The organism is Duncaniella muricolitica, from assembly GCF_910574735.1.
In the GTDB taxonomy this organism is placed as follows: Bacteria; Bacteroidota; Bacteroidia; order Bacteroidales; family Muribaculaceae; genus Duncaniella; species Duncaniella muricolitica.
In genome coordinates this window covers 1-15,897 of record NZ_CAJTCF010000012.1, presented here as the reverse complement: position 1 = coordinate 15,897, position 15,897 = coordinate 1, and the positions used below count along the sequence as shown (strand labels likewise).

Sequence of the window (15,897 nt, the reverse complement as noted above, 5' to 3'; positions counted from 1 at the left end):
TCCGCGTCATAAAAACTAACTCCATGAAATTTCGACATTTCTCGGCTTCCCTGTTGAGCGCGGCTCTGGCCATGGTCATGACCGGCTGCTCCGAAGGCAAGTACAGTAAGAACGACAACGGGATTACTGTCAATCTCACCCCGGCGACGGAGAATGGTGTCCGCAAAGTGCGTCTGCAAGTGCTTGGCGACAAAATCATCCGCGTATCGGCCACTCCCGACAAGAAATTTGCCAACGACGGCAGCCTTGTGGTAGTGCCGCAGGAGAATAAAACACAATTTACCGTCGAGGAGGCCGACTCGGCTATCTCGGTCATCACCTCCGAAGTGCGGGCCACCGTCAGCCTCGCCTCGGGCGACGTCAAATTTTACGACAAGGATGGCCGGCTGATAGTGTCGGAAGCCGACGGCGGACGCGAATTTTCGCCCATAGAGGTCGAGGACACCAAAGGCTACACCGTGCGCCAGGTATTCGAATCTCTGAGCGACGAGGAGGGCATCTACGGACTCGGTCAGCATCAGAGCGACGAATTCAACTACAAGGGACGCAACGAAGAACTTTTCCAATATAATACCAAGGTGTCGGTGCCCTTCGTGGTGTCGACCGACAACTACGGCATCCTCTGGGACAGCTATTCGCTGTGCCGCTTCGGCAACCCCGAGCCCTACCGCCAGCTCGGCCAGGTGTTCAAGATTTATGACAAGGATGGCAAGGAAGGCGCGCTGACAGGCACCTACACTCCCAAGGGGGCCGACACTCCTCAGATAGTGCAGCGCGAGGACTCCATCTACTTCGAGCATCTCATACGCAAGGAGCTCAAGCATGTGGTCAATCTCCCGCAGGATTTCAACTACTCTGGCAGCCATGTGGAATATGAAGGCGACATCGAAGCCACCGAGTCGGGCGAATACAAGTTCATACTCTACTACTCGGGCTACATCACCGTAACCATCGACGGCAAGGAAGTAGTCCCCCAACGCTGGCGCACTGCCTGGAACCCCAATTCCTACAAATTCAGCGTCAATCTCGAGGCCGGACAGCGTGTGCCCGTCAAGATCGAGTGGCAGCCCAACGGCTCCGTAGCCTACTGCGGTCTGCGCGCCTACTCGCCACGCAGCGACAAGGAGCAGATGCAGATGAGCTGGTGGGGCGAAATGCAGTCGCAGATCGACTATTACTTTATATATGGCGACGACATGGACGATGTCATCAAGGGTTACCGCACTCTCACCGGCAAAGCCCCCATCATGGCCAAATGGGTGATGGGCTACTGGCAGAGCCGCGAAAAGTACAACACCCAGGAAGAGGTGCTCTCGACTCTCGCCGAATTTCGCCGTCGCAACATCCCCATCGACAACATCGTCATCGACTGGCTCCACTGGAAGGAAGATTCTTGGGGTAGCCACGAGTTTGACCGCGACCGTTTCCCCGACCCCAAAGGCATGGTCGACTCGATTCACGCCATGAACGGACGCGTGATGATTTCGGTATGGCCCAAATTCTACGTCACCACCGACCACTACAAGGAGTTTGACAAGAACGGCTGGATGTATAAGCTCCCCGTTCAGGACAGCATACGCGACTGGGTAGGCCCCGGCTATCTCAGCTCATTCTATGACGCCTACGACCCCGATGCCCGCAAACTCTTCTGGCACCAGATGGAGGAACACTACTATCCCCTCGGCATAGACGCCTGGTGGATGGACGCCTCCGAGCCCAACATTCGCGACTGCACCGACTTACAGTATCGCAAAGACCTTATCACACCAACTGCACTCGGCCCATCTACCAAATATTTCAATGCTTACGGTCTCATGAATGCTGAGGCCATCTATGACGGACAGCGCGGAGTCGACCCCGACAAGCGCGTCTTCCTGCTGACCCGCTCGGGATTTGCCGGCCAGCAGCGTTACTCCACCGCCACATGGAGCGGTGACATTGCCACCCGCTGGGAAGACATGAAAGCCCAGATTTCAGCCGGCCTAAACTTTGCGGCCTCAGGCATCCCCTACTGGACCCAGGACATAGGCGGATTCTGCGTCGAAGACCGTTATGTAGCCGCCGCTGCCGAAGCCGCCAAGACCGGTCGAGAGACTCCCGACATGAAAGAGTGGCGCGAACTCAACACTCGCTGGTATCAGTTTGGCGCATTCTCGCCCCTCTTCCGTGCCCACGGCCAGTGGCCCTATCGCGAAATCTTCAACATCGCTCCCGAGTCACATCCCGCCTACAAGTCGGTGGTCTACTACACCAAACTGCGTTACGACCTCATGCCCTATATCTACTCGCTTGCCGGCATGACCCACTTCAAGGACTACACCATCATGCGTCCGCTCGTCATGGACTTCACGGCCGACAAGGCCACACGCAACATCGGCGACGAATACATGTTTGGTCCCGCCCTGCTCGTAGCTCCCGTCTACACCTACGGTGCCACATCGCGCGAGGTATACTTCCCCGCCGGTGCCACATGGTATGATTTCTACACCGGCAAAGCCGTCGACGGAGGACAGACTCTCAATGTTCCCGCTCCCTATGAGCGCATACCTCTCTACGCCCGCTCCGGCTCCATCATTCCCTTCGGTCCCTCCATGCAGTGGAGTGCCGAAAAGTCAGCCGACATCATCGACCTATACGTCTATGCCGGCGAGAACGGTGAGTTCCTGCTCTATGAGGACGAAGGTCTGAACTACAACTACGAGAAAGGCCAGTACACCATCATTCCCATGCGTTGGGACGATGCCAAGTCGACACTTGTCATCGGAGAGCGTCAGGGACGATTCCCCGGCATGCTCACCACACGTAAATTCAACATCGTGAAGGTGTCGAAAGACAAGCCCCGCGGCTTTGACCGCGCCAACAAGGGCGTGACAGTAGCCTACAACGGCTCAGCCAAGAGCGTTAAATTATAATTAGCAATCTTTTGTTTAATTATTAATTGTCAGAAGATTACTAATTGAACAAAAGATTACTAATTGCTAATTACTAATTGCTAATTACTAATTAAAAAAGGTGCTTTCTAAGGTAAATTATTTAAAAGTGGCATGTCTCGCCCTCATGGGCGTGGCTGCCACTTTTTTCACATACGCGCGCGACCCGCGCTCAGAGTCGTTTAACGACGGATGGAAGTTCATGCTTGCCGACTCGGCTCACTATAAGGACTCCTCCTATGACGACTCTCACTGGCGCAGCCTCTCACTCCCCCACGACTGGGCTATTGAGGGCGATTTTTCCGAGTCAAACCCCTCAGGCACAGGCGGCGGAGCTCTTCCGGGCGGAGTGGGATGGTATCGCAAGACGTTCTCTCTTAACGATATCCAGAAACGTAGCAATCTGATGATTGATTTTGACGGTGCCTACATGAACTCGACCGTCTACATCAATGGACATGAACTCGGCACACGCCCCTACGGCTATGCTCCGTTCAGCTATGACCTTACCCCGTGGCTCGACCGTGACGGCGACAACGTCATAGCCGTGCGCGTCGACAATGCCGAGCAGCCCAACTCCCGCTGGTATTCCGGCTGCGGCATTTATCGCAACGTGTGGCTCCGCTCTCACGGCGACATCCACATCCCTCTGTGGGGACAACACGTCATGACAGCCGTCACCGACTCTCTGGCCACCATCGACATCGCCACCCAACTGGTGAGCCACACACGCGACACTCGCAAAGTGCAGCTCTACTCAGCTCTTCTTGGCAGCGGTAAAATGCTGGCCAAGACCGAGCCGCTGACTGTCACTCTCACCCGCAAAAAGCCTGAAGTGACTCTCAACTCCACCCTCGACATCGCCAATCCTCATCTATGGAGCACCGACGACCCATATCTCTATAAACTCGTCACATTTGTCCAGGACGCCAAGACCGGACAGATGATTGACTTCTACGAGATCAACACCGGACTCCGCTACTTTAATTTCGACGCAAAAAAAGGGTTTTCACTCAACGGCCGCCCGATGAAAATCAACGGCGTGTGCATGCACCACGACCTCGGCGCGCTCGGCGCGGCTGTCAACACCCGCGCACTCGAACGTCAGCTCGAAATACTCAAGGAGATGGGTGCCAACGCCTATCGTGCCTCCCACAATCCACCCGCTCCCGAAGTGCTCGACCTGTGTGACCGCATGGGCATACTCGTCATGGACGAGACCTTCGACATGTGGCGCAAGAAGAAAACCTCTCACGACTACTCGCGCTATTTCGACGAATGGCACGAGCGCGACCTCTCCGACCTCATACGCCGCGACCGCAACCATCCCTCGGTAATCATCAACAGCATCGGCAACGAAGTACTCGAGCAGTGGAACGATGCCAGTGCCGACACTCTCTCGCTCGAGGAGGCCAACCTGATACTCAACTTCGGCCACGGCAAGGACAAACTTGCGGCCGAAGGCGACGAAATGAGCGTCAACTCAATGCTCACACGCAAGCTGGCCGACATGACCCGCAGCCTCGACCCTACCCGCCCCATCACTGCCGGATGCAACGAGCCCGATCCGGGCAATCACCTCTTTCGCTCGGGCGCGCTCGACCTCATCGGCTACAATTATCACGACGACTGGTTTGACTCGGTGCCGAAATGGTTTCCCGGCAAACCGTTCATCATCACCGAGAGTGTCTCCGGTCTGATGACCCGCGGCTATTACCGCATGCCCTCCGACTCGATGTACATATGGCCCGTGCGCTGGGACATACCCTTCTATGACGAGTCATTCTCATGCTCCTCCTACGATAACTGCCACGTGCCCTGGGGCAACACCCACGAGGGCACCATGCGCCACGTACAGGAGAAAGATTTCATCTCGGGCCAGTTTGTATGGACAGGTTTCGACTATCTCGGTGAACCCACTCCCTTCGGATGGCCCGCGCGCAGTTCCTATTTCGGCATCGTCGACCTGGCCGGTATCCCCAAGGACATATATTATATGTATAAGTCGCAATGGCGTCCCGACACCCCGGTGCTACACCTCTTCCCTCACTGGAACTGGGAGCCCGGACAGACCGTAGACATGTGGGCCTACTACAACAATGCCGATGAAGTAGAGCTCTTCCTCAACGGCGAGTCGCAGGGCATCCGTTCACTCGAGCCGGGCAAATATCATGTGTCGTGGCGTCTACCCTTCGAGCCCGGCACACTCCGCGCCGTGAGCCGGAAGGACGGACGCATGGTGGCTGAAAAAATCATACGCACAGCCGGCGAGCCTTACGCCATACGCCTCACCCCCGACCGCTCCATGATTACAGCTGATGGCAAAGACCTCAGCTATGTGCTTGTGGAAATCATTGACCGCTCCGGCAACCTCTGTCCGCTGGCCGACAATCTGGTGACATTTGACGTCACCGGCGCAGGCTTCAACGCCGGTGTCGACAACGGCTCGCCCACATCGCTCGAACGGTTCAAGGACAACAAGCGCAAAGCCTTCTATGGTAAAGCCATGCTCATCGTGCAGAGCGACGGCACAGAAGGCCCTGTCACCATAACGGCCACATCGCCATCACTGCGTCCCACCACAACGGTGGTCAACGCCAACTATAACAACAGTATAAGGATTTTATAGTACCTTTGGAAAAATTTTTGTTGATATGAAACACTATACACTGCCAATACTGGCTTTTATGATGTCGTTCTCGTCTGTATCACAGGCCGAAGTGCCGGTCTATCAGGACGAGTCGCGCCCCATTGAAGAGCGTGTCGAGGACGCGCTCAAGCGTATGACCCTCCGCGAGAAGGTGGCCATGTGTCACGCCGAGGGCAAATTTGCCTCGGCCGGTGTGCCGCGTCTCGGCATCCCCGACCTCTGGATGAGCGACGGCCCCCACGGCGTGCGTGCCGAAATCAACTGGAACGACTGGGGCTACTCACGTCGCACCAACGACTCAATTACCGCCTTCCCGGCCCTCACGGCACTGGCCGCCACATGGAATCCCTCTCTCTCGGGGCTCTATGGCAACGCCCTGGCCGAAGAAGCTCTCTATCGCGAGAAAGACGTGATGCTCGGCCCGGGCGTCAACATCTACCGCACTCCGCTCAACGGCCGCAACTTCGAGTATATGGGCGAAGACCCCTATCTGGCCGGCGTACTCGTCGTGCCTTATATCCGCGAGATGCAGAAAAACGGTGTCGCAGCCTGTGTCAAGCACTACGCGCTCAACAACCAGGAGCAGTGGCGCGGCCACATCGATGTCAATCTCAGCGACCGCGCGCTCTACGAGATATATCTCCCTGCTTTCAAAAAAGCTGTCGAGGAGGGCAAGGCATGGAGCATAATGGGAGCCTACAACAAGGTGCGCGGCCAGCATGCCTGTCACAACGAACTTATCCTCAACAAGATTCTCAAGGACGACTGGCAGTTTGACGGAGTGGTCATCACCGACTGGGGCGGCGCGCACGACACACGCGAGGCCGCACTCTACGGTCTTGACCTCGAGATGGGCTCCTACACCAACGGCCTGACCTCGGAAAGCGAGTTTACCACCGACGACTATTACCTTGCCAACCCTTATCTCGCCATGCTCGAGAAGGGCGAAGTGCCCGTGTCGGGACTCGACGACAAGGTGCGCCGTCTGCTGCGCCTTAATTTCCGCACGGCCGCCAATCGTCAGAAGCCCTATGGCTCCGTAGCCACTCCCGAACACTATGCCGTGGCCGAGGAGATTGGCAACGAGGGTATCGTACTGCTCAAAAACGCTCCCGTAGCCAAAAAGCAGCCCGCCCTGCTCCCCATCGACGCCGACCGCTATGGCAAGATTCTTGTGGTGGGCGAGAACGCCACCCGCAACCTCATGGCCGGAGGCGGCTCGTCGGAACTCAAACCTAAGGATATCGTAACTCCGCTCGACGGACTCAGAAACCTCTACGGCGACAAAATCGAGTACACCCAAGGCTACATGTCGGGCCGCCCGATGTATGGCCACGCCGATGTAATCTCCCCCGAGGTTACCGACTCGCTCCGCGCCAAGGCCGTAGAGATGGCCCGCGAAGCCGGACTCGTGATATTTGTCGGCGGACTCAACAAAAACCATTTCCAGGACTGCGAGGGCGGCGACCGTCAGGAATACGGACTCCCCTTCGGACAGCCCACCCTTATCGATGAACTTGCGGCCGTCAATCCCAATCTCGTGGTTGTGCTCCTGAGCGGCAATGCCGTCGAGATGCCGTGGGAGAAAAAAGTGCCTGCCATTGTCCAGGGCTGGTATCTCGGCTCAATGGCCGGCAAGTCGATTGCCAACGTGCTCTCGGGCAAGGTAAACCCCTCGGGCAAGCTCCCCTTCTCCTTCCCTGCCCGTCTCGAGGACAACGGCGCGCATCATTTCGGTGCCATTTCCTATCCCGGCGACTCCATCAGGCAGGAATATCTTGAGGATGTGCTCGTGGGCTACCGCTGGCACGACACCAAGAAAATCCCGGCCCTCTATCCGTTTGGCCACGGCCTGAGCTACACCTCCTTCATCTACGGCAAGCCTGTCGCTTCGGCCAAGACCATCGGCGAGGGCGAGACTCTCACCATCACAATCCCCGTTAAAAACACCGGCAGCCGCGAGGGCAAGGAGACTGTCCAGCTCTACATCGGCGATGACGAAGCCTCGGTGCTTCGCCCCGTCAAGGAACTCAAGGGTTTTGACAAAATCACCCTCGCCCCCGGAGCCGAGCAGACAGTGACCTTTACCGTAACAGGCGATGATCTCAAGTTTTACGACCCCGCCTCATCGTCATGGATTGCCGAGCCGGGCCGGTTCAAAGCCTACATAGGCTCATCCTCGACCGACATCCGCGCCACCATACCGTTTGAACTGAAAAAGTAGACATAAACGCGTCTCACACGCGCTGACGACAAAAGTCCCAAGAGAGACATAAAGTTTTAACAGGTTGCATAAATACCTGATTAGCAACCGATGAGCATAAAACTTTTGTCTCTTTCGGGGCTTTTGTCTTTTAGTATCACAAAATTTTCATCCCTTTTATACAAAAATATGTGAAATTTGCCATATCTTTGCCTTACCTTAAATTATACCAATCATCATGAGAAAAATATTCCTTGCCCTATGTGCGGCCACCGCAGTGTATGCACATGCCGACGAGCCGGCCACCGACACCCTTCTGAAATTTCAGGCCGAGGCTCGCCTCGACTATCAGCGCGACTGGAATGACGGAAAGACAGTCAAAGACAACTCCGGATTTGAAGGCAAATACATCAACATCCAAGCCGACGGCAACATCACCGACGCTCTGAGCTACTCATGGAGACAACGGCTCAACAAGCCCCACAAGGACGCTTCGTTTTTTGACGCCACCGACTGGATATACCTCAACTATGATTTCGGCCGCTGGTCGGTGGCCGGAGGCAAGCAGGTAGTGGCCATCGGCGGATGGGAATATGACCGCGCGCCGATTGACCTCTACGGATGCTCGGTGTTCTGGAACAACATCCCCTGCTACGAAATCGGAGCGTCAGTCAGCTTCCGGCCGTCGGCATCCGACCGTCTCACGTTCCAGTTTTGCGAAAGCCCCTTCTTCACCCCATCCGACCGCGACATGTATGCCTACAACCTCATGTGGAACGGCTCCCACGGCATATACAGCTCCATATGGTCAGCCAACCTCATCGAATATGCTCCCGGACATTACATCAGTTATCTCGCTCTCGGCAATAAATTCTCATTCGGACGCCTCTCGCTTGAGCTCGACCTCATGAACCGCGCCTCGTCGGGCCAGACATTCCTGCTGCGCGACATGTCGGTGATGGGCGAGATTGCCTACACTCCCTCTCAGCGATGGAAAGTATTCGGCAAGATGACCTATGACGTCAACAACACCCGCTCGGACGCCGACCTCTGCGTAGCTCCGGGCACCGAACTGAAGATGGCCGGTGCCGGTGTCGAATATTTCCCCCTGGCCGACAAGCGCAGCACCCTGCGAGTGCACGCCAACGTGTTTTACTCATGGGGTAAAAACGCCAACTCGGCCGACGTGATGCAAAACAAGACCACACTCGTGGACGTCGGCGTGAAGTGGAACATGAACCTCCTCTCGTTCAAACGATAATCCTCCCCCCCATCTGAATCCTTACCTCCATACCATCCAATCACAATGCAACAGCTTGAAAACACCCCGGCCGCATCGCGTCCATTCTCCCTCACCCGCCTCATCCCGACTGGAGTGCCGTGTCTGGCCATCGTAATCGGTCTATTCTGGTACATCGGCTCGATTATGGGCATCCCCAACATGCTCAACACCATCATGCACACAGCCCACGACCTGCTGCTCAACACTGTGTTTTACCTCATGGGCATATGTGTGGTCACCGGAGCCATCGGACGACTTTTTGTAGAATTTGGCGTGGTCAAACTCCTCGAAAACATCCTGCGCCCCCTCATGCGCCCCCTCTTCAACCTCCCCGGCGTGGCCGCACTCGGAGCGACCATGACATTTCTCAGCGACAATCCCGCCATCATCTCGCTCTCGCAGGGCCGACGCTTCTGCCGCTACTTCAAGAAATATCAATACATCTCTCTCACCAACTTCGGCACAGCTTTCGGCATGGGCCTTCTGGTCATGGTCTTCATGGTCGGACAAGGCTACTATATCGAACCGCTTATAGGCCTCTTCGGCGCGTTCTGCGGATGCATCGTCTCGACACGTCTCATGCAGTATTTCGTCATAAAGGCCTACCCCTCGTTTGCCAACGAGGACGCCATCGCAGCCGACACCGACCATCCCGAAGAGAAGGAGGCGACCGTGGAGTCGAAATCAACATTCATCCGCGTGCTCAACTCGCTGCTTGACGGCGGACGCACAGGTGTCGACGTCGGCATAGCCATCATTCCCGGCGTGCTCATCATCTCGACGCTTGTGATGATACTCACCTTCGGAGCATCGGCCGAAGGTTACACGGGAGCCGCCTATGAAGGTATCGAACTGCTCCCCTGGCTCGCCTCAAAGATTGACGTAGTGTTTCAGTGGCTCTTCGGGTTCAACGACCCCCATCTCGTAGCCTTCCCCATCACAGCCCTCGGAGCCGTAGGCGCGGCCCTGAGCCTCGTGCCCAACTTCGCCGCACAAGGATGGATCGACGGCAACGCCATAGCCGTATTCACAGCCATAGGCATGTGCTGGAGCGGTTATCTCAGCACCCACACAGCCATGCTCGACTCACTCGGCTATCGCGAACTAACCCCCAAAGCCATTCTTTCCCACACCATCGGAGGTCTCATCGCCGCCATCGTAGCCCACATGGTCTATACTCTTATAGTTTAGAAAGTTTATAAACTCTATAAACTCTAAACTCTATAAACTATCAGAGAACAGACCTCATTGCATCCTCAAATACCGACAGGGCAGCTTTGGCACCTTCGCCCATAGCAACGATTATCTGCTTGTAAGGCACATTGGTGACATCACCGGCGGCATAGACACCGGTCACCGACGTGCGGCAACGCTCGTCGACTATGATTTCGCCACCCTTGGTCATCGGCAACATACCGGCAAACAGCGAACTGTTGGGCACAAGACCCACCTGTACAAACACTCCCGAGACCGGATAGACTGTCTCTGCGCCCGACACACGGTCCTTGACCTTGATGCCCGACACACCCCTGCCGTCACCTACGATTTCCATCACCTGCGACGACAGATGTATATCCACATTAGGGAGCGACGCAACTTTGGACTGCAACACACCGTCGGCCTTGAGCGAATCCATATATTCAAACACATCGACATGCGGACACATTCCCGCCATATCTATGGCAGCCTCGATGCCCGAATTGCCGCCGCCGACCACAGCCACACGCATACCGGCATAGAACGGACCGTCGCAATGCGTACAGAATGCCACGCCGTGACCTATATGCTCGGCCTCGCCGTCCACCGACAGGCGTCGCCATCCGGCTCCTGTGGCAATTATCAGAGCCTTGCTCTTGAAAGTCTCGTTGCCACAGGTCAGCACTTTTGACTGACCGTCCACCTGAGCCGAGTCGACCGTACGGTTCTCAAATACATCTATCGCATATTCGCCCAGATGCTCCTTGAGGTCGGCCGCAAATTTTGAGCCCGTGGTCTTGGGCACCGAAATCATGTTCTCTATACCCAACGTCTCACGCACCTGACCGCCGATAGCCTTGGCCACCACAGCCGTGTTGAAACCCTTGCGGGCACAATAGATGGCAGCCGACGCGCCGGCCGGACCTCCGCCCATCACCACGACGTCATACTCGCGCGTCACGGGCGACACCTGCGCGTTCTCGTCAGCCCCGTAGAGCGTCTCAAGTTTCTCGAGCAGATCGCCGAGCGACGAACGGCCCACACTCAGACACGTCCCGTCGGCATAGACCGTCGGCACCGACTGAATGTTAAGCTCCTCGACCAACGCGGGCACCACGGCACCGTCGGTCACAGTGTTTTCCACGCCCGGATTGAGCAACGCTATCACATTAAGAGCCTGAGCCACATCCGGACAATTGGTACAGGTCAGCGACACAAACGTGCGTAGCTTCACCGGACCTTTCAGAGCCTTGATGCGCGCACACAAGGCCTCGTCGGGCAGATTCTTACCCTGTCCGTCGGCATTGAGCACAGCCAGCAGCAGCGTGGTAAACTCATGGCCGTTGGGTATGCCGCAAAACCTCACTCCGGTCGGAGTGCCGTCACGCACTATCTCGAAAGTCGGAGCCTCGACATCGGCCTCCGCCTTGTGCACGTCAAACTTATCCGACGTCGAAGCCACATCGTCAAGAAAGGATGCCATCTCGGCCGAAGCCTCCGACTCACCCTTCGACTGCATGCTGAACGTTATCCGCGACTTTATTTTAGCAAAGATTCCCTTAAGTTGCTGAAGTATTTCCTGATCAAGCATAATTGTATGTTTTGTTGATTAAATAAATAAGGAGAGAGACACAGCCGACCGACCCGCTAACGGATTGATGTCCCTATGTCTCCCCCCGGTTAAGTTTTCTGACAAATATCAGACCCGAGGTCAGATTTTGCCTACAAGATCAATGCTGGGCTTGAGAGTCGACTGACCCTGCTTCCACTTTGCCGGGCAAACCTCGCCGTCGTGAGTGGCCACAAACTGTGCGGCCTCCACCCTGCGGAGAAGCTCCTCGGCATTACGGCCGATGCTGTTGTCCTGAATCTCGACGAGCTTGATAAGACCCTCGGGATTGCTGACAAATGTGCCTCGGTAGGCCATGCCGTCCTCCTCGATCATCACTCCGAACGCACGGCTTAACACACCGGTCGGGTCGGCAAGCATAGGATACTGTATCTTCTTGATGCTGTCCGACGCGTCATGCCATGCCTTGTGCACGAAATGCGAATCGGTGCTCACCGAATAGACCTCCACTCCGAGACGCTTGAATTCCTCATACTTCTCGGCCATGTCCTCCAGCTCGGTAGGGCATACAAAGGTAAAGTCGGCGGGATAGAAGAAAAATACAGCCCACTTGCCAAGCACATCCTTATCGGTCACGGTCTTGAACTCGCCGTTGTGATAAGCCTGTACTTTAAATTCGGGGATGTGAGTGTTGATAATTGATTCCATTTTCTGTTTCTTGTTTGTTGTTTTTTGATTGTTATTTTTTAATGTTGTCGTTCACGTTTTTTGTTTCTTATTCTATAATGCTGTCATCATATAATTCTAACACAATATGGTATTGTCCACAGCCTCTCCGTGAAGCTGTTTTCGCCAATTACAACATGCCCGGTCGCCCCATGGTTCACCCCCCTCTCCCATGATTTAAGAATATATAGCATTGCCTGTTAAATAATACATACACGACAGTTTTCCCGACACATCACCTCGATGCAATACATCAGATTGTCGAGAAACACACATCTTGTAAACTCTTTAAACATAAAAGTTGCGAGTTTTTTAGAAAAACTGTAACTTTGTGGCGAATTATTACCATGAAGCAGGATTACGTCACACACTCCGGCACTATCACACACGTCACTGACTCAACACTGACACTTCGCACCGACGGCTCATGCAGTTGCGACGGATGCGCGGTGGCTTCGCTGTGCAATAAGGACAGCTCCGACGGTGGTGGCGAGTCGATTACCATTGACACCCCCATAGCCTCGCGTTACAGCGTAGGACAGCGCGTGGAAGTGATAGCCTCGTCAGGCTCGACCCTGCGGGCCACATGGTGGGCACTCCTGCTGCCGACCATACTTTTTGTAGGCGTCATACTCGGTGTGCGCCTGATATGGCCGCAAAGCGGAGCCGTTTCGCTCGTGGCCGGATTTGCTACACTCGCCGTCTATGACCTGGGGCTTTATCTCTGTCGCAAGAAGCTTGCACAGAAGATTATATGGACAGTGCGCCCCGTCTGAACCTTATCCCCTTATAATTCTAAAACTCAAAAACATACCATGAACGTTATTATCCTATCAATCATCGTCCTCGGAATCATAGGAATCGTCGGTGCCGCCGTGCTCTTTGTAGTGGCCCGCCGTTTTCATGTACAGGAGGATCCTCGCATCGACGAGGTTGAGGCTCTGCTGCCCGGAGCCAACTGCGGCGGATGCGGACGTAGCGGATGTCGCGACTTTGCCGCGGCCTGCGTGTGTGCCGACACTCTCGACGGCCTCAACTGTCCCTCGTCAAGCACTGAAACAATGAAGAAAATCGGCGAGATAGTCGGACTGGCTGCTGTAGCCGCCAAGCCCAAAATCGCTGTCATAAAATGTAACGGCACATGCGATCTGCGCCCCTCTCTGGCTCGCTTCGAGGGCGCGCCCACTTGCTCCGTGCTCGCTTCGCTCGGCACCGGCGAGTCAGCCTGTCCCAGCGGATGTCTGGGTTGCGGCGACTGTGTGACAGCATGCCCCTGGGGTGCTATGCGCATGAATCCCGAGACAGGTCTCCCCGAAGTTATCGAAGACAAATGTGTGGGCTGCGGTGCATGCGTCAAAGCTTGTCCGCGCGCCATCATCGAGCTGCGCAACAAAGGTCCGCGCGGCATGCGTGTCTACGTAGCCTGCTCCAACCGCGAGAAGGGTGCCGTGGCCATGAAGGAATGTAAGGCGGCATGTATCGGCTGCGCCAAGTGTGCCAAGTCGTGCACCCACGAGGCCATCACTGTGGCTTCCAACCTCGCCTACATTGACTTTGAGAAATGCAAGCTCTGCAAGAAGTGTGTCGACCAGTGTCCGACCCACGCCATCCACGCTGTCAACTTTCCCGTGAAGAAAGCCGAGCCCGCTCAGCCTCAGGCCGACAAGCAGCCCCAGGCCGCAACAGTCTAACCACCCCCTTCAGCCCCTAACACTAATGAAACTGCATACATTCAAAATCGGCGGTGTACATCCCGCTGAAAACAAGATAGCTGCCGGCAAACCCATCGTCAACATGCCGCTTCCCGCCGAGGTAGTGCTCCCGGTGGCACAGCACATCGGCGCGCCCGCCAAACCCATCGTAGCCAAAGGCGACCACGTGAAGCGCGGCGACCGTGTGGCCGAGGCCGGAGGTTTCGTGTCGGCCCACGTCCACACCCCCATCTCGGGCACCGTAGTCAAGATTGACACCGCCCGCACTCCTCAGGGCATGCCCGTCGAGGCCATCTACATCAAGAGCGACGAGGCCGACCGCGAGGCCGATGCCGCCGCCATGGCCGACACCAAGCCCAAACGCTCCGACGCTGAGATTGCCGCTCTTGACTCAAAGGCCATTATCGAGCTCATCAAGGACGCCGGCATCGTAGGTCTGGGCGGAGCGACATTCCCGGCCCACGTAAAACTAATGCCCCCTCCCGGCTCCAAGGCCGAAGTGGTCATTATCAACGCTGCCGAGTGTGAGCCGTGCCTGTCGTGTGACGACATGCTCATGCGCGAGAACGCCCGCGAAATCGTCAAGGGCGTGCAACTGCTGGTGCGTGCCGCCGGTGTCAACCGCGCAGTCATAGCCATCGAAAACAACAAACCCGAGGCAATAGTCGCCATGACCGAAGCCTGTGCCTCTGCTCCCGGCATCGAGGTCATGACCATGCAGGTAAAATATCCCCAGGGCGGTGAAAAACAGCTCATCGCAGCCGTCACCGGCCGCGAAGTGCCCTCGGGCGCACTCCCCATCGCCACAGGCTGCATCGTCCAGAACGTAGCCACAGCCTATGCCGTCTATCGCGCCGTCTATCACAACGAGCCCATCCTTGACCGAGTGCTCACTCTCCACGACGGCAACGAGGGCAAGAACCTCCGCGTTCCCCTGGGCACCATGCTGTCCACTCTTGTGGAGCCGGGCATGGAATATGAGAAAATTATCCTCGGAGGCCCAATGATGGGACGCACCGCATCGACCCTCAACACCCCGATGATCAAAGGCACCTCGGGCATACTTCTCGACCCGCGTTACGCCCACCGTCGCGAACCGGAACCCTGCATACGCTGCGCCGCATGTGTCAACGTCTGCCCCATGGGTCTCGAGCCGTTCCTGCTCAGCACACTCTCGCGTCTGAAGCAGTATGACGAAGCCGAGCAGGAAAAGATAGCCAACTGCATCGAGTGCGGCTCTTGCAGCTACATTTGCCCCTCTTCACGACCGATACTCGACTTCATCCGCGTAGGCAAAGGCAAAGTAATGGCCGCCATGCGCGCCCGCGCCGCCGCTGCCAAGTAATTCTTATAGTCTATAAAGTTAAGAAAGTCAAGAAAGTTAATAGACAGGAGTACAGCAATATTTCCTACATGCTGTACTCCTGTTTTTTGTTGTTTTTCCCTCAACACTTAACTCTTTTAACCCTCTTAACTTATTTAACTATTTTATCTCTTTTAACACTTTGAGCAACCATAGTAACTATTCAGCCAAAGTAAAGACATGATGATTTGGCTCGCCTTTATTAGACGAGGGCAAGGATAGCGTCAAGCGGCGATTGTCCGCTTTTCCAGGCCGTATCGGCAA

The 15,897-nt window shown here is 55.8% G+C and carries 10 protein-coding genes; 8 read left to right on the top strand and 2 right to left on the bottom strand.

Annotated elements, in window-relative coordinates:
• Positions 1-23 precede the first annotated feature (23 nt).
• The 5 genes from QGT73_RS04090 (at position 24) to QGT73_RS04070 (ending at position 10,256) form a co-directional block, all read left to right on the top strand.
• Positions 24-2,912 carry a TIM-barrel domain-containing protein gene (locus QGT73_RS04090; RefSeq protein ID WP_280121532.1) on the top strand — a complete coding sequence of 963 codons (2,889 nt, stop codon included), beginning with the start codon at positions 24-26 and terminating at the stop codon, positions 2,910-2,912.
• A gap of 145 nt (positions 2,913-3,057) precedes the next feature.
• Entirely contained in the window at positions 3,058-5,559 is a 2,502-nt protein-coding gene (locus QGT73_RS04085; protein ID WP_280121558.1) for a glycoside hydrolase family 2 TIM barrel-domain containing protein, read from the top strand.
• A gap of 25 nt (positions 5,560-5,584) precedes the next feature.
• Positions 5,585-7,804 carry a glycoside hydrolase family 3 C-terminal domain-containing protein gene (locus tag QGT73_RS04080; protein WP_280121531.1) on the top strand — a complete coding sequence of 740 codons (2,220 nt, stop codon included), beginning with the start codon at positions 5,585-5,587 and terminating at the stop codon, positions 7,802-7,804.
• Between the two features lie 217 nt (positions 7,805-8,021).
• Entirely contained in the window at positions 8,022-9,044 is a 1,023-nt protein-coding gene (locus QGT73_RS04075) for a porin (RefSeq protein WP_280121530.1), read from the top strand.
• A 45-nt stretch (positions 9,045-9,089) separates the two neighbouring features.
• Complete coding sequence (locus QGT73_RS04070) at positions 9,090-10,256, top strand: CD0519/CD1768 family membrane protein (protein WP_280121529.1); 1,167 nt, start codon at positions 9,090-9,092, stop codon at positions 10,254-10,256.
• 40 nt (positions 10,257-10,296) lie between these two features.
• Here QGT73_RS04070 and ahpF read toward each other — a convergent pair whose 3' ends face one another.
• Complete coding sequence (gene ahpF / locus QGT73_RS04065; protein WP_280121528.1) at positions 10,297-11,853, bottom strand: alkyl hydroperoxide reductase subunit F; 1,557 nt, start codon at positions 11,851-11,853, stop codon at positions 10,297-10,299.
• Positions 11,854-11,973: 120 nt separating this feature from the next.
• A complete protein-coding gene (gene ahpC, locus QGT73_RS04060) occupies positions 11,974-12,540 on the bottom strand; it encodes an alkyl hydroperoxide reductase subunit C (protein WP_280121527.1) in 567 nt (188 codons plus the stop codon).
• Between the two features lie 365 nt (positions 12,541-12,905).
• Between ahpC and QGT73_RS04055 the strand changes: the two genes are divergently transcribed.
• Genes QGT73_RS04055 through rsxC form a run of 3 tightly spaced genes read left to right on the top strand, consistent with a single transcriptional unit; the run spans position 12,906 to position 15,615 of the window.
• Positions 12,906-13,334 (top strand): SoxR reducing system RseC family protein, encoded by a 429-nt coding sequence (locus QGT73_RS04055; protein WP_280121526.1) that lies wholly within the window; start codon positions 12,906-12,908, stop codon positions 13,332-13,334.
• Between the two features lie 39 nt (positions 13,335-13,373).
• Positions 13,374-14,249, top strand: coding sequence for an RnfABCDGE type electron transport complex subunit B (locus tag QGT73_RS04050; RefSeq protein WP_280121525.1), 876 nt, complete (start codon positions 13,374-13,376; stop codon positions 14,247-14,249).
• A gap of 25 nt (positions 14,250-14,274) precedes the next feature.
• Complete coding sequence (gene rsxC, locus QGT73_RS04045; RefSeq protein ID WP_280121524.1) at positions 14,275-15,615, top strand: electron transport complex subunit RsxC; 1,341 nt, start codon at positions 14,275-14,277, stop codon at positions 15,613-15,615.
• The last annotated feature ends 282 nt before the right edge of the window (positions 15,616-15,897 follow it).

What these genes read in the sequence shown, in the direction of transcription:
- QGT73_RS04085 (WP_280121558.1), top strand. Translation starts at nt 3,058, where the DNA reads ATGGGCGTGGCTGCCACTTTTTTCACATACGCGCGCGACCCGCGCTCA.
- ahpF (WP_280121528.1), bottom strand. Translation starts at nt 11,853, where the DNA reads ATGCTTGATCAGGAAATACTTCAGCAACTTAAGGGAATCTTTGCTAAA.
- QGT73_RS04080 (WP_280121531.1), top strand. Translation starts at nt 5,585, where the DNA reads ATGAAACACTATACACTGCCAATACTGGCTTTTATGATGTCGTTCTCG.
- ahpC (WP_280121527.1), bottom strand. Translation starts at nt 12,540, where the DNA reads ATGGAATCAATTATCAACACTCACATCCCCGAATTTAAAGTACAGGCT.
- QGT73_RS04075 (WP_280121530.1), top strand. Translation starts at nt 8,022, where the DNA reads ATGAGAAAAATATTCCTTGCCCTATGTGCGGCCACCGCAGTGTATGCA.
- QGT73_RS04070 (WP_280121529.1), top strand. Translation starts at nt 9,090, where the DNA reads ATGCAACAGCTTGAAAACACCCCGGCCGCATCGCGTCCATTCTCCCTC.
- QGT73_RS04050 (WP_280121525.1), top strand. Translation starts at nt 13,374, where the DNA reads ATGAACGTTATTATCCTATCAATCATCGTCCTCGGAATCATAGGAATC.
- QGT73_RS04090 (WP_280121532.1), top strand. Translation starts at nt 24, where the DNA reads ATGAAATTTCGACATTTCTCGGCTTCCCTGTTGAGCGCGGCTCTGGCC.
- QGT73_RS04055 (WP_280121526.1), top strand. Translation starts at nt 12,906, where the DNA reads ATGAAGCAGGATTACGTCACACACTCCGGCACTATCACACACGTCACT.
- rsxC (WP_280121524.1), top strand. Translation starts at nt 14,275, where the DNA reads ATGAAACTGCATACATTCAAAATCGGCGGTGTACATCCCGCTGAAAAC.